Genomic DNA, 17,827 nt, shown 5'->3' with positions numbered 1-17,827 from the left:
CACAGCGACGATCGATGTCACCAGACGACGCGACGTCACCCGACGAGAGGAGAACTCCATGAAGCGCTTGCCGCTCCCCAGCACGTCTTTGCTTTTGGCAATCATCCCGCCGCTGGCCACGATGATCATGCTCGGCTGCACGATCGAGATCACTGCGATCGGCCACATGGAGGACGATGAGCAGGGCCCCCCCATTTTCTCCGGGCCCTCCGTCGTCACTGGCTACTACGGCGGCTATGGCGGCCACGACGGCGTGGCCGGCGCGGGCGGCATGAGCAACCCTGTGCCCTGTCCAGGCGACGCAGGCATCGGTGGCTCGGGAAACGGCCCCCCCAACCCCGATGAGGGCATCGGTGGCATGGCCGGCGGGTTCCCCTTGCCTTCCCCTTGCAACGGCGACGGTGGCACCGCGGGGGGCGGGGCCGGCGACAACGGCGGCACCGCCGGACACGGGGCCGGTGACAACGGCGGCACCGCCGGATACTGGGCCGGCGGCTAGCCCTGCGTCCCTTCTCGAGACGCTGCGCGCCGCGCGCGGTCGCCCCTCACCCCAGCAGCGGCTGAAGAAATGAAAGCAACGCCGCGTTGAACGCCTCGGGCCGATCCCGCGGCACCCAGTGCCCTGCCCGCTCCACGCGCAGCAGCTTCGCGCCGGGAATCAACCGCGCCGCGTCCTCCATGCACGCGACCGGCACCAGCGTGTCCTCCCGCCCGTGCACCAGCAACGTCGGCGCGGTGATCTCCGGCAAGCGTGGCCGGTGGTTCAACCGCATCCGGTCCCACCCGAACGACCCGATCTGCCACTCGTCGAAGATCAGATCCCCCGCCGCCTGCTTGGCCAGCATCTCTTCCTGCGCCAGCGCCGACAGCTCCTCCGCATCCGGGTTCTTCTCCCCGTCGACGAGCCCCGCGAGCGTCGCCGACCGCACCCGCTTCGGGCTCCGCGCGTACCACGCCGTCATCCACCGCAGCGCCCGAGGGCTCTGGAACAGCAGGTACACCGTCCTCTGCGCCACCCGCTCGTCCTCGATCGCCCCTGGCGCGACCAGCACCAGCCGCTGCACCCGCTCGGGCCGCGTGATCGCGTAGCCCGCGGCCACCCCGCCGCCCATCGAGTGACCCACCAGCGACGCGCAAGGCAGCCCCCAGTGGTCGAGGAGCCGATCCAGGCACTGCTCCAGCGCGGGCTGATCCGCAGCACCCCTCCACGGCCGACTCCCGCCGTGGCGAGGCCAGTCGGGCGCGAAGACCTGAAACGATCCCGCGAGCGCCGGCATCACGCGCCCCCACGCGAGCTTCGCGGTATCGAGCATCGAGCCGTGCAGCAGGAGCACCGCCGGCCCCGAGGTCCCTGCACGGAGGTACCGAATCCTGCCCTCGGGCAGGTCGACATCGTGAACGGTCACCGGATTCGCGTGCATGCACGCCTCGTCGGCAGACACCTGCCTCGGCTCGGGGAGACCTCGAAGCGCCGAGGCCTCGCGATGGTCGTCAGCGTCCCCGCAGCGCGGGCGTTCAACCCTCGGTCATCCGCACCACGCCCGTCAACCCGCAGCGTGCACCACGAAGAACGGCCCCGACCTGCGCCACGAGCGGCCCGCCTGTGCGCATGGGGAACACGTCCAGGGCTCCTCGTGCCCCCTCGCGGTCCATTCATCGCCTCGCGCCCAGGCCGCTCGTGAACAGCGTCACAAGGGACGGAGATCCGTGGCACGCCAGGGCCATCTCCACGGTTGGCAAGCTGTTTGCCAGTTCATCCGCAGCAGACAGCCTTGACCGCTTCCCTGTGCAGAACGCAACCAGACGCGCTTCGACGGTCTCGCCGCCCGCGACGAGGCCAGCCGGATCGCACACCAGGCTGTCGCAAGCCTTCCTCGAAGACCGGATCTCCTGGCCATCGAGCGAACGGATTTCGAGAAACACACACAACAAGGTGGGAACTGCCATGACCAAGCTCGAAGACAAGGTGGACGTCGCGTTGAAGGGTGTGGAGCAGGCCAAGGACCAGGTGGGAAGCACCCTCACGAGCGGGGTGTCCCTGATGCTCAAGGGCGCCACGGCCGTGGCGGGCGCGGCCATGGCCGTCCGTCACTTCAGCGTCGATGACGGGCTTGGCTGGTTCGGTCTCGCACGCAAGCGGAGCCCCCTCTATTCGGCCGCGCTCGTGGGTGCGGGCGTCGTCGCCGGCGTCGGCATCGGCGCGGGCCTCGGCATCCTGTTCGCGCCGCGCCCCGGCGCCGACACCCGCTGGGCGCTCAAGCAGCGCTCGCAGAAGATCCAGGGCGAGGCGAAGCACCTGCTCGCCCAGGCCAGCTCCGAGGTGAAGGCCATGGGCGAGAACGTGCAGCACTTCGCCGAGAAGGCGCGCGACGCCGTGAAGCCCGTGGTCGAGAAGAAGATGGATAACTGAGCGTGCACGTCCGACACGCGAGCGCCCAGCTCGCGTGGACCAGCACCCGTCCCTCAGGGCGGGTGCTCGTGCTTTCAGCGCTCGTTCGCGCCGCGTGTCGGGTCAGCCGAGCAGGATCCGCTGCCCGTTCACCGTGGCGTTCCCGGTCGCCCTCAGGTCGACGTTGGTCGACACGATCTCGCCCTTCGCCTGGTTGACCCGCACGTACGACGACGCCGACGCTTGCAGGCGCGAGGTCGTCGCGTTCAGCGTCAGGTTGGTGGACGGACCTCCCAGCTCCACCTTGTTGTTCTTGACGGTGAGCTTCCACTGACCCGTCACATGACCGAGGGTCACCGACTTCCCTGCCCCATCGACCTTGAGCCCCCACTCCGGGTTGGCCCCCGACCCGGCGAGCAGTTCCGCCGTGCGTCGCGCGTGCAGGTTCACCTGCTTCGCCTCGCCGGACAGCGCCTCCTTCGCCTTCATGGCGATGTCGCTCTTCTTCGACGTGATGCTCGTCTTGTCCTTCGACTCCAGCGTGATCGTCCCTGGCCCGGCCATCGGCGCGCGCGGGGTCGACTTGATGAGCACCGAGGCGTCCGCGCGCACGTCCACTTTCTCTCCGGTGATCATCGCCGTGTCGTGTGCGGCGAGCTCCGCGTTGCCCTGCGACAGGAGGGCCAGCAGATCCTCGCTCTGCACCACCGTCCTCTCCTTGGCGAACATCACGGCGTTCTTCGCCCACAGGTTCAAGGTCTCGTCGGCGTACACCTCGGTGTCCCCCTCGGAGCCGAGCGTGTTCTTGATGGACTTCAGGTACTTCCAGATCGACAGCGGCCCAGCACCGAACGCGCCGGCGATCGCCGCACGCTTCCGCGGCCTCGAAGCGACGGCGCTGAGCTTCGCCGCGCTGTCCTCCTTCGAGCTGCGGATGGCCTCACGCATCTCGAAGACCGCGGTGAGGATCCCGATGATGTCGCTGACCAGCACCTCGGCGAGCCCGCTCGCCGTCTCGGTCACCCCGAGCGCGAACTTCGTCCGGTTGAGCTCTTGCGCTTCCTCCCCGTTCTCGTTCAGGCCGACCTTCGTGTTGTAGTCGTTCTTCGCCACGTCGGCGTCGGCCCAGGTCGTGGCGGCCGTCTCCTCGGCCGCGTCCTCCGCCTCGATCGCGTCCTCGGCGCCCGACAGCGCGTCCTCGCAGTCATCGTCGCTCTTCCCGTCCGCCTTCATGGCGTCCTTCAAGGACGCGAGGTACGCGGCCCGCGCCTCCTCGTAGCGGAGCTTGCTGCCCTTCTGCGCCGCCTCGTCTTCGCCCTCGGGATCACCGTGGATGGCCTTGGTGCTCGCCTCCGTCTCCAGCGTCAGGTACTCCACCTGCGCCGCCGACTCGCCCGTGAACTCGACGGCGTCGCCCTCCTTGCGGACCCACTCCCCCTTCTTCGCCTCCGTCAACCACTCGGTGTTGGTCCGGTGCAGAACGAGATCGGCCTCGTACTGCGCCTTCTCCGCCAGGTAGGCCGCCTCCGCGTCCTTCAGCGCCTGCGAGTCGGTGACGCTCTCCCGCAGCGCGGCGAGCTCGGCCTCGGTCTTCGCCTTCTGCTCCTTCCGCGCCTTCTCTGCGGCGAGCGCATCCTTCTGCTTCTCGATCGACTTCTTCTTGCGATCCAGCTCGTCGCGCTTCCGATCGAACTCGATCCCCTCGACCGTCAAGCTCGCCACCGCCGTCGCGCCCTTGATGATCGTCGACAGCGTGGTCGTGATCTTGCTCGCTGCGTTGAGCGCACCGAGCACGCTCGGCCTGCTGCCCAGCTTGATCGGGCTCTCCGCGACCGACGACACCCTGCCGCTCGTCAGGTAGCTCCCCAGCGCCGAGACGGTCGAGTTCAAGCTGCTGAAGTTCGACATGCTCGACGCTGCCATCGACGAGTACGCGCCCTGGGTCTCGATGGCGACACCATCCTCGGGCGCGTTGCGGTAGCCGAGCTGCAGGGTGGTGCTGTCCCTCGGCGTCGTCAGCTTGATGCGCTGCTCGTCCTTCGTATCGTCGATGTTGATCTCGTTGCCCGACCCGGTGCGGATGATGTTCCGCGGCGCGTTGTTCGACGTCACCGGGCTCGCCGTCTGCGGGTTCGGCACCGTCGCTGCGATGATCGGCCGGTCCGGATCCCCGTCGACGAACGTGAGCAGCACCTCCACCCCGGGCCGCAGCGGGAAGTGCATCCCGTAGCCTGGCCCCGCATGCGGCTGCGCCATGCGGACCCAGCGCGACGCCTGCCGCTCTTCCGGCGTGTGGGTGTCGAACACGAAGCGCACCAGGTAACGCCCCTGATCGTCGACCTTCGCGTACTCGCTGTCCTCCTGCGCGTCGATGATGCCCGTCGCCACGCCATGGATCCGCGGCTTCGGCGTCACCCGCGCTGGCCGGAACGGCCTCGCCTTGCGGATCGCCTTGAAGTCGTTCGTGTACCCGGGCTCCCCGGGCGCCTCACCGAGCAGCTTCGTCGGCAGCGCCGCCCGGTGCGTCATCTCCAGGACCAGGAGGTCGAGGTTCCCGTGCCCGTGCCCGTCGAGCGTGAACGTCGATCCAGGGGCGAGCTGAGGCACCCCGCTCGACCCCTCGAACACCCGACGCCACGCGAGGCGCTCCTCGGCGCGGATCTTCGCCATCGCCGCTGCCTCCTCGGGCGTCTTCACATGGGCGCCGTACTCCACCACCGCCCCTTGCCCGTGCGGCACGTCGGCCACCCCGGTCAACGTCACCTGCGGCGTGCGGTAGTTGTAGTCCCGCACCACGAATTGCCCCGGGATCATCCGCGTCTTCTCTTCGAGCCGGAAGATGTCGCACCGATCTCCCCGCGGCCGGAACGGCACCGCCACGTCCTCGTCGCTCCGCGTGAAGCCCGAGGCGTCGTCGGCGAACACCATCACGTCGCGCCCGTTCTGGTGCTCGAAGAAGATGCTGATCCCGAGGTGCTCGCAGAGCCGCGACAGGAACGCGAGATCGGTCTCCTTGTACTGCACGATGAGCTCACGCCGCGGGTACTTCGCGTGCAAGCGCAGGTCGAAGTCGTACGGCTCCTCGGCTTCGTTCGCGGCCATGACATGGCCGGCGCGAACGCTTCCCGGCCCCGACCCTGCCGGTGTCGCGCCCCGCCCCTTCATCCCGAGCGCCTCGAGCTTCTGCCGGATGATGTCGGGCACCGTCGTGTCGAGGAAGACGTCCAGCGTCTCGAGCAACGTGAGCCGGTACGCGCGCGGCACGACGAGCACGCTGAACGTCGCGTGGTCCGTCTCCGTGTCCAGCCGGTCGTTGATCTCCGCGATCATCCCGTGCACCCGGCGGATCTCTTCGCCGTTGCGCTCGAAGACGAGGGTCGCCTCGCAGCCGAGGATCTCCTCCGGGTCGACCTCGTCCTCCCCCTGGTACACGAGCAAGAGCTCGAACTCGAAGAGCTTGCCGATCGCCTCCCGACCGTCGAGCTTCGCGATCTCCAGCAGACCTTCCGGGAACCCGTCGCTCTCGAACCGCACGTGGCCATCGATCTGCGTCATCGCGCCTCCTCCAGCTTCGCCGACGCGGACCGTGAGACGCCGACGGGAGCCGCCATGGTAGCGATCGCCACCTGGTGTGACGAGACACGAACGTCCGTCGAGAGGCCCGCATCATCCGCGAATCGAGCCATCCGGAACTCCGCGATGTCCCCACACTGCCGTCATGCTGGCGTCGACGCGCACGCAAGCACGCACATCACCGCTCAGCCCTTCGCCTCCAGCACCTTGGCCTCTTGCACCGCGAAGTGAGCGCGCCGCTTCGCGATCCAGGTGCGCGCTGCGGCCTCGTCATCGACGAACACGGTGGTCGCTTGCCGCCTCATGGCGAGCTGCATCGCCTGGATCAAGCACTGCATCAGGATCCGGGCGGTGAAGCTCGCCCCGATCACCACGGTCCCCTCGTTCGGCAGCTCGCGCATCCGGAGCGCCAGGCGCTTGCGCACCCCGCTCGGAAAGACACCGAGCTGCGTCAGATCGGCGATGACGAAGTTCCGGACGAGCCCCTCGCAGCAGCGCTCGCAGAACGTGCACAGGAGGTCGGCGTCGCCCTCCAGGACATCGCCCTTCACCCGGATCGTGATGAGATCTGGTGGCTCGAAGTCGACCTCGTGCGTGCCGATCTGCATGGGGACTGCCCTCAAAGCTGGAGCTGTGTCGTTCGTTCGTCGTGGTCCGTCGTCGTTCGTCCTCGCAGCCAGAACCCGTTGAAGAGCTCAGCCCGCTCCCGTCCTCATGGTAGCGCCCGAGGCGAAATGTCGCACCCACATCGAAGTCGACCCGGCGTGCCGCGCCTCTCCGGGAAAAGCTCGCAGAAAGCCGCAGGCTGGTACGGCCTCGGTCGGGTTCGCCTTGCATCCCCGTCGCTCCGCTGGCAACGGCGCCACGTGGCTACGAAGAAGCGCGCGAAGCAGACGATGTCGCTCCTGGTGGGAGATATCGGCGGAACGAACACCCGCCTCGCGCTGTACGACAGCGCCGGCAGCAAGGTGATCGCCGAGGCCTCCTACCCGAGCCGCGAGCACCAGAGCTTCGAGGAGATCGCCCTCGCCTTCCTCGCCCGCTCCAACGCGCCGCATCCTGGAGTCGCCGTGCTGGGCATCGCCGGCCCGATCAAGGACCGCATCGCCACCGTGACCAACCTGCCCTGGCGCCTCGCCGAGGGCGAGCTGGCCAAGCGGCTGAAGATCAAGCGCGTCTCGCTCGTGAACGATCTCGTCGTGAGCGCACGCGGCTGCCTCACCCTGCCCAGCAAGTCGCTCGTGAAGCTCACCGAGAAGGCTCCCCGGGTGAAGGCCCGCAACGCCGCAGTGATCGCCGCCGGCACCGGCCTCGGCCAGGCGCGCCTCGTGTGGACCGGCGACCGCCACCTCGCCATGCCCACCGAGGGCGGGCACGCCGATTTCGCGCCCCGCAGCGCCCTCCAGATCGAGCTGTGGCAGTTCATGCACTCCCGCTACAACGATCACGTGAGCTACGAGCGCGTGCTCTCGGGTGACGGCCTCGGCGCCCTCTTCGACTTCTTCGTGTCCCGCGGCGGACGCATGACCCGCGCCGTCGATCGCCGCCTCGCCCAGGGCGACCGCAACGCCGCCATCACCGAGCTGGGCCTCACCCGCGCCTTCCGCCCCGCCACCCGTGCCGTCGACCTCTTCGCCGAGATCTACGGCGCCGAGGCCGGCAACATGGCCCTGCGCGAGATGGCCCTCGGCGGCGTGTTCGTGAGCGGCAACATCGCCAAGCACATCGTCACCGAGCGCAAGGAGGTGTTCATGAACGCCTTCCTGCAGAAGGGCCGCTTCGCCGACTTTCTCGGCCAGATCCCCGTCGCCGTGGTGACCGACTCCCTCGTCGGCGTGCGCGGCGCCCTCGACGTGGCGCGGGAACTCTCGGCGGAGCTCGAAGACGGCTGAGCCGCGAGCCCCCTGGCCCCCTTCCTGCGCCACTGGCCCCCTTCCTGCGCCCCTCGCCGACGAGGATCCTGGAGGTCACGCTCCCGCCCGCACCGCGTGCGCCTTCAGGTGGAAACCACCGGCCAGCGTGATGACGTCACCATCGCGGACCTCGTAGGGCCGCATCGGCTCGATGTCGGGACGAAGAGGCCCCGAGCCAGCGCTTCGTGGCACCTCGCCTCCGTTCAGCACTGTCCCGTTCGTGGAGCCGACATCCACCAGGAACAGGCGCTCGTCGACCACGAAGAAGATCACGTGATCGGGCGCGACGATCGACGAGGCGATGCGAACGCTCGCTCCGACCCGGCGCCCCACCGAGATCACGGCGCTCGCGCGCGCGAGGCCCTCGATCCGGTCTGGGTTCCACCCGAGCCGCTCGACGACCCTGGGAAGCGCGTCGAGCGAACCTTCGACGGGAAACCGCTCTCCACCGCCCCACGACGACGCCGCTCCGGTGAAGTACGCGAGCGGCACGTCCTCATGCCCCCAGTATTCGATCTCCCAGCTCGACATGGCCAAGTCTACCACGCGACATCATCGGCTCGCGCGCTCGCCCGACAACCGCCCTCGGGCCCAGCAGAAGCGCTGGAGAGCGACGGCCGGCCCCACGGTCACGTGAGCCCCAGCGCGCCAGCTCATGGCATCAGGGTTCGGCACTCCAGGTGCTGGTGCCTGCTTCGGCGGCGCCAGACGAGGTGACGAGCGATGCGCTCACCCCCGCTGTTGCCTCGGCATCGCTCCTGGTCGCGACCTCGCCCGCAGCACCTCCCTCCTCGCCGCTCTCCTCTCTCTCGCTCTCCGCGCGCGGGAAGAACGACTCCACGAAGTCGTGCTGCCCGACGAAGTGCATGCCCAGCGCGCGGTGCGTCTTCTCCAGCGCCAGACGCAGGCGGCGCTTCGCGACGACCTCGCCGGAGCGCATCACGCTCCAGGTTTTCAGGGCGGCCTCATGGGTGGCCACGGCACTATGGGTGCCGACCGTGGCGACGCGCAGCCGTTCGACGAGCGCCGCCTTCTCCGGGAAGTCGCCGCGCAGCCCCTCGAGGCGCGCGGTCGCCTTGTCGGCCTCGTGGGCGCGCTCGCCGAGCTTCTTGCGAAAGATGGTGGCCTGCAGCCTGGGCAAGAACTCCCGCACGAGCGGGTGATCGGTGGAGTTGCCACCCAGCCGGAAGCTCACCAGCGACTGGGCCTCGGTGAAGGTGCGCTTGAGCAGCGCGAGCCAGGCATGCTGGCGGGCCCGCGCCGTGGGGCGCGCGAACAGGCGCTGAGTCTCCGTCGTCCGCGCCTCCTCCAGCAAGCGATCGATGTGGCCCTTCAGATCCGCCGCGAGACGCGCCAGCACGTCACGCTCCTCCTGAGACAGGGCCGGGAACTCGGACCACGCGACGAGCGAGGACCAAGTGTAACAAGCAAACTCGATGTAACCCCACGACGAGGTGGTCTGAGCAGGTAAACGCATGGCTGTCTCCACTCCGGACAGACACCGATCGGTCCGGGCGGAGACCACGGTAAGTCGCCGATCGGGATCGTCAATGCCGGGCCCGTCAAAGAATCGACCGAACCTGACGCACAGACCTGGCCCATTCCATGCGTCGTGCAATCGGCACCAGCGTCGAGCCGGAGGTGGCCCCGAGGTCACCGCCACCAAGGTCCCACGCGAGCGCGATGGCCCCGCCGTCACCTGACCGCCGCCCCATCCACGCCGCGATGGCCCCGCCGCCACGTGACCGCCGCCTCATCGACGCCGCGATGGCCCCGCCGCCACGTGACCGCCGCCCCATCCACGCCGCGATGGCCCCGCCGCCACGTGACCGCTGCCTCATCGACGCCTCGATGGCCTCGCCGCCACGTGACCGCCGCCTCATCGACGCCGCGATGGCCTACCCGTCACCTGACCGCCGCCTCATCGACGCCGCGATGGCCTACCCGTCACCTGACCGCCGCCCCATCGACGCCGCGATGGCCCCCCCTCACCTGACCGCTGCCCCATCGACGCCGCGACGGTCCCGCCATCACCGGAATGCGGCCCGACCGAGAGCGCGATGGTCTCGTCGTCCTCCGACGAGGGGCGCACGAGGGCCTCGGTGGCCTCGCAGGCGCCCGGCGGCCCCCGCCTCGCGCTGCCAAGGCTCGACATGGCGCCCGAAGGTCACCACAGCAGGAGTACGTCGCGGGGCGCGGCGGGTGATTGGAGGGGCGCGCGGAGGAAAGGTTGCTACGCTCCGAGCGCAAGGGGGCCAGAGATCCATGATCTCGTGACGCGCCGGGCGTGCCCTCCATCTGGAGACGAGGATGGAAACCCGACACACCTACAGTTCGTTCCTGCGCTCGTGGCTGCGGAGGAGTGTTCTCGCGAGCCAGACCTACACCGAGTTCGCCGAACGGTTTGCTTACCTGGCGCTGAAGACGCTGGGCTGGCCCGACGAGCTGCTCCGGGAGCTCCACGTCGAGAAGGACGCGAACCAGGCGCGAGAGGACATCGTGAGTTTCAGCGCGATGATCCCCTTCCGGGACGAGAAGATGACGGGCTCGCTGATCGTCCCGCTCCACATCGAAAAGCGCCAAGGGACGACCTGGCGGATCTTCGACAGCGACGTGACGGAGGCGAAGCACCTCGATGAGCTGATGAGCCGCTTCGGCGATCACCTGGCGCGCACCCTGGAGCAGGCCCCGAGACGCTGAGGAGCCGCGCGGCCCGCTCCGCGCACCAACCCGCTCCGCTCACCAGCCCGCTCCGCTCACCAACCCGATGCGGTCACCAAGCGTAGGGCTTTCGGTCGCGGAACACCGCGCCTTGCGCCGTGACGTCCGGGGAGATGGCGAGCCACACCGGGGTGTCGGCGCCTTCCTCGACGGAGCGGTGGGCGTTCGGGCCGCCCATGTCGGTGCGCACCCAGCCAGGGCAGACGGCGTTGCACAGGATGCCGCGGTCGGCGGCGGCAAGCTCCTGGCCCACGAGATCGGTGAGCACGTTGAGGCCGATCTTCGAGACGGCATAAGCCGAGCTGGGCCAGCCTTCGGCCTCGTGGCGTCCCGCGGCGACGGCGGCGACGAAGGCGCGCATCTCGGCGATCAAGGCGTCCCGCGTCAGGCGCGAGGGGGTCTCGAAACGGGCGCGGCGCTCGGGGCCGAGCTTGCTCCGATCACCGAGGCCGCTCGAGATCATCACGATGCGTCCGGAGGGGCGCAGCAACGGCAGCAGGGCCTCGGTGACCCGCAAGGGGCCGAAGAAGTTGGTGTCGATGGTCTGACGGGCGATCTCGGCGTCGAAGCCCTGGAACACGATGCCGGCGTTGTTGACCAGGATGTCGAGCCCGCCCAGCTCGGCCTTCACCCACGCAGCGAGATCCTGCACGCTGTCGTCCCGGGTGACGTCGAGGCGATGGTGACGCGCGCTCACGCCCTCGGCGAGGAGCTCGTCGCAGGCGGTGCGGCCTGCAGCGTCGTCGCGGCTGGTGAGGATGACCTCCACGCCGCGCTGCCCGAGCTGTCGTCCTACCTCGTAGCCAATGCCGCGGTTACCACCGGTGATGAGCGCGATGCGAGCCATGAACATCCTTCCTGCGCCGACGTCGGCACATCCGCCGCGAGGTCGTACCACGTCTTCCGGGAGAAGCGCTCCGGGCACGCGCGCGGCGGGGATCGTCCTCCCTCGCGATGCGTCTGTCGTCACGCGCACGCAGGCGGAGGACCGGGACGCACGGGCGCGGAGGGCGCGCCGAGCTGCGCGCGTGGGGAGCAAGGCGCTGTGCGCTCCGTGCAAGCGAGGTCGCGCGGCGCTGGGAAGCTTGTGCGCACGCCGAAGAGCGAGTCCGTTCGCACGAGGCATGAGCGCTGGCGGCCCGGTCGCACGCGCATGCCCACGCTTCAGGCCGCCTTGCGCCTCCCGGGGCGGGGACCAGGCGTGCCGCTGCGCGAGCTCGGTCCCGCATCGGTGCAGGAGCGCAGGGTCGACGGTGACTGGCAGGCCGGGGCATGGTTCGTGGGCCGCTGGCTCACGGGACACGCGCTCGAAACCCATGGATTCGCGGAGGTCGTGGTGTTCGCCGAACGCGCCGTGAGCGCTGGGCTCGTCATGAGCGCTGGGCTCGCCGTGAGCGCCATGGTCGCCATGTACCCGGCACTCGCCGGGGACGCCGGGCTCACCACGGACACCGGGTTCAGCGCGCGCGCCGGGCTCGCCGGGGACGCTGGGATCAGCGCCCGCGCTGGGCTCGCAGCGCGCGCTGGCGTCGCCGGGAGCGCTGGCGTCGCCGGGGGCGCTGGGCTCGTGAGGCTCGCCGTGAGCGCGGGGTTCACCGCGGACGAGGCGACGCCGAGGGCCTCCAGGGGCAAGCTGGAGTCGGGTGCCGGCGGAGGCCTGCTCGCGCTGTAGAAGCGCGCTTCGAGGCCGAGCACCATGGTCAAGGTGACGGCGCCGACGCGGACCACGGGGCTGCCGCCGATGACCTCCAGGCTGCGGATGCAGTGGCGCACGGGCCACAGGCCGCGCTGCCAGGCGAGACGCGCACCGGCCTCGTAGCCGGTCATCTCGTGGAGGTTCCAGACGACGCGGGCAGGGCCACGGGCGAGCTGGGCGACGAGCGCGAGGACGGAGGTGCGGCCGTCCGCTTCGGTCAGCTTGCCGTGGAAGGTGACGACCAGGGTCTCCCCGTCCGAGCTGCGGCGCAGGTTCCAGCTGCGGCGCAGCGCAGGCGCAAACGCGGCAGGTCGCGGTACGGACACGGGCACGGAGAGCACCGGGGGCGTGATGGCCGGAAAGGGAGCGCGCAGCTCCACGGCTCCACCAGCGTCCCCCAGCGTGTTGGACAGTAAAGGCCAGGGCGGGGCGACGGACGGAGCACCAGGACGGGTCATGAAGCGGACAGATTTGCACCCGGTGTGCCAGACAGATGGTGAGCAGTCGCTGCATTCGGTACGGAGCGCGGACCAGGGAGCGCCGAGCGGGTCCAGTGCAGTGGCGAGTGTCCTCGCTCTGTCCGCCGCGCACGCGGTAGCGTCACCACGCGACGCGGCTGCGTCTCCACGATAACGACGAGAGGGCACGCCGACGTGGCGCCCGTGGCGCCGCAATGCCCCCGACGGGCCCAGCGATGCCTCGACGGGCCGCGGGAGCGAGCGTCGACGACGAACACGCTTCCTGGAACGCGCCGCCCGGCACGCATCCGCACGAGATGGGTCACGCCTCGCGCTCCCCCGCACCCGTCCCCTGGCGGGCAGGGTTCACGAGCACGCCGGCGCGCTCCGATGTGCCCGGAACGCCGCTGCCGAATGCGCGGATCGTCCTCGGCACCACGTCGCGCCCACGAATGAAATTTCATTCGTCTCGGCCATCCATGATCGCGCTCATTTCGACATTTCCTCCGTTTGATCGTTGCATTCAGTGGTGGGTTCTCCCTAACATGCTCCCGGCTTTCACGACGCACGCGCTCATGAGCCGTGGCCGGGCCGAGGGGGTGGCCTAAGGTGTGCCGGGTGGCGCGCTGGAGGATGCCGCTCGAGGCTCGTTTCGCCGCTCGAGGGGTTCTTCGAGGCCCTGGGTGCGCGCGCAGTGAAACGTCGTTCCGGTCGAGGGCCCGAGGGGTATCGGCCGGAGGGGAGCAGGCAATGGTGCCCGCTCCCGTCATGCAATCAGCAGGGGGAATCCATGAGCAAGCCGTTCGTGCAGGGCAAGCGCTACATGATCAAGAACACGAAGAAGGCCAGCGTGCTGGCGCCCAGCGGGGGCAAGGTGGTCGGGTACAGCGGCCCGGAGAACCACGAGCAGCACTGGTACTTCGAGCCCGCCGACAAGGACGGGCACTACTACAAGATCAAGAGTGGCAACACGAGCCAGTTCCTCGGATGTTCCGGTGGCGCCGTCGGCATGTATGACGGCAACGACGGCGAGGAACAAACCTGGTCCTTCGAGGCGTACGGCGACGGCGGGTACAAGATCAAGAACAAGAAGTACACCTCGTTCATCGCCTATGAAGGCGAGAACGTGATCGCCTACAAGGGCGGAGAACCGAAGGATTACAGCTGGAAGTTCGTCGAGGCCTCGGGCTGAGACCAGCACGACGCGCCCCGAGCCGCTCGGTCCGGGGCGCGCGGTTCGACACGTCCGTCGACCATTGACACGTCTTTCCCCGCACCAAGCGATTCTCGCCGGACGGCACGGCGATAGTCATCGAGATTGCCCACAGCAGTCTGGAACACCCACGCTCGAAGCATGAGCGCGCTCCGGCAGCGGTCCGCGAGGTTCCGCGGGTGGCGAGAGGCGTGTGCTGGCGGCTCAGCCCTCGCCAGCGGCCGCGCGATCGAGGAGCCAGCAGAGACGGCCCTGGATGCCTTGCGCGATGCGGGAGGGGACCTCGTCCTCGGAGCCAGGGGAGCGGGCGGCTTTCAAAGGGTCACGCTTGGCGGGGCCCTTCACGATCATCAGGGCGAAGCGGGCGTGGTGGATGACCGGGGTGGTGAGGGTCATGCGCGGGCCTTCGCCCGGGGTGCGATCGGCAGGGATGCCGGCGACGAGGCGGTCGGCGATGGCGACGGTGCCCATGTTCGGGAAGAGGGAGGCGGTGTGGCCGTCGTCGCCGATGCCCAGGGTCATGGCGTCGAAGGCGATGGCGGAGGCGATGCCGAATTGGCCGCGGAGGAGGGCGTCGTAGCGGGCAGCGGCAGCGGGGAGGTCTCTGTCCTCGGCTTCCATGCGGTGGAAGCGCGCTTCGGGGATGGGGGCGGCAGCGAGGGCGCGGCGGGCTGCGCCGTAGTTGGAGCGGTCGTGCTCGGGGGGGACGGCGCGCTCGTCGACCCAGAACCAGTCGATGACGTCCCAGGGGAGATCGTAGGTGGCGAGCTGCGCGTAGGTCGGGCCCGGGGTGCCGCCGCCAGAGAGGGCGATGCGGGCGCAGCCACGGGCGTTCACGGCCTCGAGGAGGGCGCGGGCGAGCAGCTCGGCGCCGAGGCGGGCGAGCTCGCCGTCGTCGTGGGCGATGATCGTCTCTTCGTGCTCGGGGCGGGTTCGGGTGGTGCTCATGGTCGTCTCCTCGGGCTGAAGGATGGGTTTGTCGATCGGGGCGCGCTCCACGGGATCAGGGCGCGCTCCACACCGTCGGGTGATGCGGCACGGGTGGCCGGCGGCTGAAGGGGTTCGGTTCGAGCCCTGGTGGGGTCGAGAGGGCGCTCCAGAGGGACCTCCGATCAGGCAGAGAGCGCGCTCCAGGTGGCCGCGGCGAGGGAGGCGTCGCGGAGGACCTGGTCGCCCTCGGTGGCGTTGATGGCCTTCATGAGGACCCAGGTCTCGTCGCGGCGGCCGAGGGGGTGGACGTGCTCGCTGGCACAGGTGCGCGGTCCACGGAGGGTCCAGCGCACGGAGGTGGGGGCATCGTCGAGGCGAGCGCAGGTGAGGGAGAGGGCTTTGTCCTCGAAGGTGGTCTGGATGCGCACGGCGTCGAGGCGACGGAAGGGGTCGGCGTCGCCGGTGTCGCCTTCGGGAGGGGGCGGCGCGTCGGTGAGGGCGATCTCGATGGTGGCGCCCGCGGCGTCGGTGGCCTGGGTGCGGGTGGTGAAGGTCCAGCCGAGGCGAGAGGCGAGCCAGCCGAGGAAGAGGGCGGCGGGATCGGGGCCGTCACCCGGGGTGCGCGCGATCTCGACGCGGCGGATGAAGCGATGGGCGCCAGGGGCCTGGTCGAAGAAGCGGGCGACGAGGTCGCGCCAGGAGTGGGTGCGGATGTAGGCGCGGTCGGCGACGGGGCCGCGGCTCGCCTGGACCAGCTCGGCGACGCGGGCGGTGGGGAGTTCGGCGGAGTCGAGGATGAGGCGGTCGCAGATGGCGACGAGGGCCTCGGCGACGTCGGGTGGAGCGCCGGGAGCGGCCTCGACGAAGAGGGGGACGTCGGCGAGGGCGAGGGCGCGGACGACGGAGGCGACGCGCTCGTGGGCGCCCGCGCCGAAGCAGAGGGTGACGCGGTCGCGGCAGATGGGGACGCCGCCGTCGCGTCGGCAGGTGGCGGTCCAGGAGGCCTCGATCTCGGCGGGGGGGATGCTCGGGTCGACGGTGATCAGGAAGGATCGGCCGGCGTGGGTGGCCTCGAGGGCCTCGGCCTGGGACTCGAGGTGCGCGACCTCGTCCGCAGTACCGACGGCGACGTAGGTCATCGTGGAGGCGCGGGTCTTGGCGACCGGCTGGCCGTCCTTGCCTTCGTCGGGGGTGGACCAGAAGGTGTTGAGCTCGGACTCGACGCGCGCGACCTCCTTGGCGATGGGGCCGGTGCTGCGCGGCGGCGCAGGCTTGCGAGGAGCGCCAGGCGCGCCGGGTCCGGAGGCGCTGGAGCCGCTGGAGCCGCTGGAGCCGCTGGAGCCGCTGGAGCTCGGGGAGCTGGGCGAGGCGCTCACGGGCGCCTCCAGCGATCCGGGGCGACGAGGGCGTCGGCGGCTTCGGGGCCCCAGCTCCCGGCGGGGTAGGTGGCGACCTTGGCGTGCTCGGCGGCCCAGCCGGCGAAGATGGGGTCGATGAAGCGCCACTGGGCTTCGACCTCGTCGGAGCGGGTGAAGAGGGTGGCGTCGCCGCGGAGGACGTCGAGCAGGAGGCGCTCGTAGGCCTCGGGGGTGCTGGAGCCGAAGGCGGCGCCGTAGCGGAAGTCCATGGTGACGCCGCGGAGGGCCATGCCGCTGCCAGGGACCTTGGCTGCGAAGCGGAGGGAGATGCCCTCGTCGGGCTGGAGGCGCATCACGAGGGCGTTGGGCTGGTCGCCGTCACGGCCGCGGAAGAGGCCGTGCGGGAGGGGCTTGAAGTGGAGGACGACCTCGGCGACGCGCCGGGCGAGGCGCTTGCCCGTGCGCAAGGTGAAGGGGACGCCGCTCCATCGCCAGTTGTCGACGTGGGCGCGGAGGGCGACGTAGGTCTCGGTGAGGGAGTCCTTCGCGACGTCGGGCTCTTCGCGGTAGCCGGGGACCTTCTCGCCGCGGACGACGCCAGCGGCGTACTGGGCGCGGACGGTGTGGTCGAGGACGGCCTTGCCGGTGATGGGGCGGAGGGCGCGGAGGACCTTGACCTTCTCGTCGCGCACGGCGTCGGCGTCCCACGAGGAGGGAGGCTCCATGGCGACGAGGGTGAGGAGCTGGAGGGCGTGGTTCTGGACGATGTCGCGGGTGATGCCGACCTTCTCGTAGAACTTGCCGCGGCCCTCGACGCCGATGTCCTCGGCGACGGTCAGCTCGACGCGCTCGATGTGCTGGCGCGTCCAGAGGGGCTCGAAGATGGTGTTGCCGAAGCGCAGGACGAGGAGGTTCTGGACCGTCTCTTTCCCGAGGTAATGGTCGATCCGGTAGATCTGCGACTCGGAGAGGTGGGCACTCAGTCCGCGGTTGAGGTCGCGGGCGCTGGGGAGGTCCTCGCCGAAGGGCTTCTCGACGACGACGCGCTCGAAACGGTCGTCGTCGTCGTGGCCAGAGGGCGAGATGAGCTTCGATTTGCTGAGGCCCCGGACGATGGCAGTGACCTGGTCGGGGGGGACGGCGAGGTAGAAGACGCGGCTCTTGCGGGTGCCGCGCTCCTGGTCGAGGCGGTCGAGTTCCTTGGCGAGGGCCTCGTAGGTGGCGTCGTCGTCGAAGTCCCCCTTCACGTAGGAGATGCCGCGGGCGAGGTCGCTCCACACGGCGTCTTCGAGGGGGCGACGGGAGTACTTGTCGACGGCCTCGCGCATGGAGTCGGCGAAGTCGGGCTTGTCGCGGCGCGCGACGCCGACGACGGCGAAGCCGCCCGGGAGGAGGCGGCTCAAGGCGAGGTTGTAGACGGCCGGGAGGAGCTTCCGGCGGGTGAGATCGCCGGAGGCGCCGAAGATGACGAGCGCGGCCGGAGCGGCGTTGCGCTCCTCGGGCATGCCTTCGCGGAGGGGGTTGCCCTCGGTGCCGTCCTCGGCAGCCCGGCTGCGCTGGGCGTCATGCTTGGCGG

16 protein-coding genes are annotated in these 17,827 nt (G+C 69.8%); 5 read left to right on the top strand and 11 right to left on the bottom strand.

The annotated features are described in order from the left end of the window. The first annotated feature begins 58 nt into the window (after positions 1-58). Positions 59-499, top strand: a complete 441-nt coding sequence (locus tag CMC5_RS21705; RefSeq protein WP_156338776.1) for a hypothetical protein — start codon at positions 59-61, stop codon at positions 497-499. Between the two features lie 46 nt (positions 500-545). Here the strand turns inward: CMC5_RS21705 and CMC5_RS21700 are convergent, their stop codons facing one another. Together CMC5_RS21700 and CMC5_RS46025 are read right to left on the bottom strand one after the other, a co-directional pair. Continuing rightward, positions 546-1,421: an alpha/beta fold hydrolase gene (locus CMC5_RS21700; RefSeq protein WP_050436048.1), complete on the bottom strand. Its 876-nt coding sequence runs from the start codon at positions 1,419-1,421 to the stop codon at positions 546-548. A 232-nt stretch (positions 1,422-1,653) separates the two neighbouring features. After that, a complete protein-coding gene (locus CMC5_RS46025; protein ID WP_050432206.1) occupies positions 1,654-1,947 on the bottom strand; it encodes a hypothetical protein in 294 nt (97 codons plus the stop codon). Between CMC5_RS46025 and CMC5_RS46020 the strand changes: the two genes are divergently transcribed. Further along, on the top strand, positions 1,946-2,410 hold the full coding sequence (locus tag CMC5_RS46020) for a YtxH domain-containing protein (protein ID WP_050432205.1): 465 nt from the start codon (positions 1,946-1,948) through the stop codon (positions 2,408-2,410). The two genes, CMC5_RS46025 and CMC5_RS46020, sit on opposite strands and share 2 nt — an antisense overlap. 102 nt (positions 2,411-2,512) lie before the next feature. On the opposite strand, the gene CMC5_RS47735 is transcribed toward CMC5_RS46020, so the two are convergent. After that, positions 2,513-5,944: a type VI secretion system Vgr family protein gene (locus CMC5_RS47735; protein WP_050432204.1), complete on the bottom strand. Its 3,432-nt coding sequence runs from the start codon at positions 5,942-5,944 to the stop codon at positions 2,513-2,515. A 203-nt stretch (positions 5,945-6,147) separates the two neighbouring features. Next, entirely contained in the window at positions 6,148-6,570 is a 423-nt protein-coding gene (locus tag CMC5_RS21680; RefSeq protein WP_050432203.1) for a hypothetical protein, read from the bottom strand. 258 nt (positions 6,571-6,828) lie between these two features. Between CMC5_RS21680 and glk the strand changes: the two genes are divergently transcribed. Continuing rightward, complete coding sequence (glk, locus tag CMC5_RS21675) at positions 6,829-7,854, top strand: glucokinase (protein WP_245677686.1); 1,026 nt, start codon at positions 6,829-6,831, stop codon at positions 7,852-7,854. 75 nt (positions 7,855-7,929) lie between these two features. On the opposite strand, the gene CMC5_RS21670 is transcribed toward glk, so the two are convergent. Then, complete coding sequence (locus tag CMC5_RS21670; RefSeq protein ID WP_156338775.1) at positions 7,930-8,421, bottom strand: FHA domain-containing protein; 492 nt, start codon at positions 8,419-8,421, stop codon at positions 7,930-7,932. Between the two features lie 115 nt (positions 8,422-8,536). Beyond that, positions 8,537-9,352 (bottom strand): hypothetical protein, encoded by an 816-nt coding sequence (locus CMC5_RS21665; RefSeq protein WP_050432200.1) that lies wholly within the window; start codon positions 9,350-9,352, stop codon positions 8,537-8,539. Positions 9,353-10,185: 833 nt separating this feature from the next. On the opposite strand from CMC5_RS21665, the gene CMC5_RS21660 reads away from it, so the two are divergent. Continuing rightward, on the top strand, positions 10,186-10,575 hold the full coding sequence (locus tag CMC5_RS21660; RefSeq protein WP_050432199.1) for a hypothetical protein: 390 nt from the start codon (positions 10,186-10,188) through the stop codon (positions 10,573-10,575). A 73-nt stretch (positions 10,576-10,648) separates the two neighbouring features. On the opposite strand, the gene CMC5_RS21655 is transcribed toward CMC5_RS21660, so the two are convergent. Together CMC5_RS21655 and CMC5_RS21650 are read right to left on the bottom strand one after the other, a co-directional pair. Beyond that, positions 10,649-11,443 (bottom strand): SDR family oxidoreductase, encoded by a 795-nt coding sequence (locus CMC5_RS21655; RefSeq protein WP_156338774.1) that lies wholly within the window; start codon positions 11,441-11,443, stop codon positions 10,649-10,651. 317 nt (positions 11,444-11,760) lie between these two features. Further along, a complete protein-coding gene (locus tag CMC5_RS21650; RefSeq protein ID WP_156338773.1) occupies positions 11,761-12,750 on the bottom strand; it encodes a hypothetical protein in 990 nt (329 codons plus the stop codon). A gap of 790 nt (positions 12,751-13,540) precedes the next feature. On the opposite strand from CMC5_RS21650, the gene CMC5_RS21645 reads away from it, so the two are divergent. Next, complete coding sequence (locus CMC5_RS21645) at positions 13,541-13,942, top strand: RICIN domain-containing protein (RefSeq protein ID WP_050432196.1); 402 nt, start codon at positions 13,541-13,543, stop codon at positions 13,940-13,942. 225 nt (positions 13,943-14,167) lie between these two features. On the opposite strand, the gene pgl is transcribed toward CMC5_RS21645, so the two are convergent. The 3 genes from pgl to zwf all read right to left on the bottom strand — a co-directional run bounded on the left by pgl (position 14,168) and on the right by zwf (position 17,756). After that, complete coding sequence (gene pgl / locus CMC5_RS21640; protein WP_050436047.1) at positions 14,168-14,911, bottom strand: 6-phosphogluconolactonase; 744 nt, start codon at positions 14,909-14,911, stop codon at positions 14,168-14,170. Between the two features lie 164 nt (positions 14,912-15,075). Next, positions 15,076-16,269 carry a glucose-6-phosphate dehydrogenase assembly protein OpcA gene (locus tag CMC5_RS21635; RefSeq protein ID WP_245677684.1) on the bottom strand — a complete coding sequence of 398 codons (1,194 nt, stop codon included), beginning with the start codon at positions 16,267-16,269 and terminating at the stop codon, positions 15,076-15,078. Next, the gene (gene zwf / locus CMC5_RS21630) at positions 16,266-17,756 is read right to left on the bottom strand and encodes a glucose-6-phosphate dehydrogenase (RefSeq protein ID WP_050436045.1); all 1,491 of its coding nucleotides are present in this window, start codon (positions 17,754-17,756) and stop codon (positions 16,266-16,268) included. Before zwf ends, CMC5_RS21635 begins: the two co-directional genes overlap by 4 nt. Positions 17,757-17,827: the final 71 nt, after the last annotated feature.

The sequence above is a fragment of the Chondromyces crocatus genome (assembly GCF_001189295.1).
GTDB lineage: Bacteria > Myxococcota_A > Polyangia > Polyangiales > Polyangiaceae > Chondromyces > Chondromyces crocatus.
This window is presented reverse-complemented; position numbering and strand designations above follow the sequence as displayed.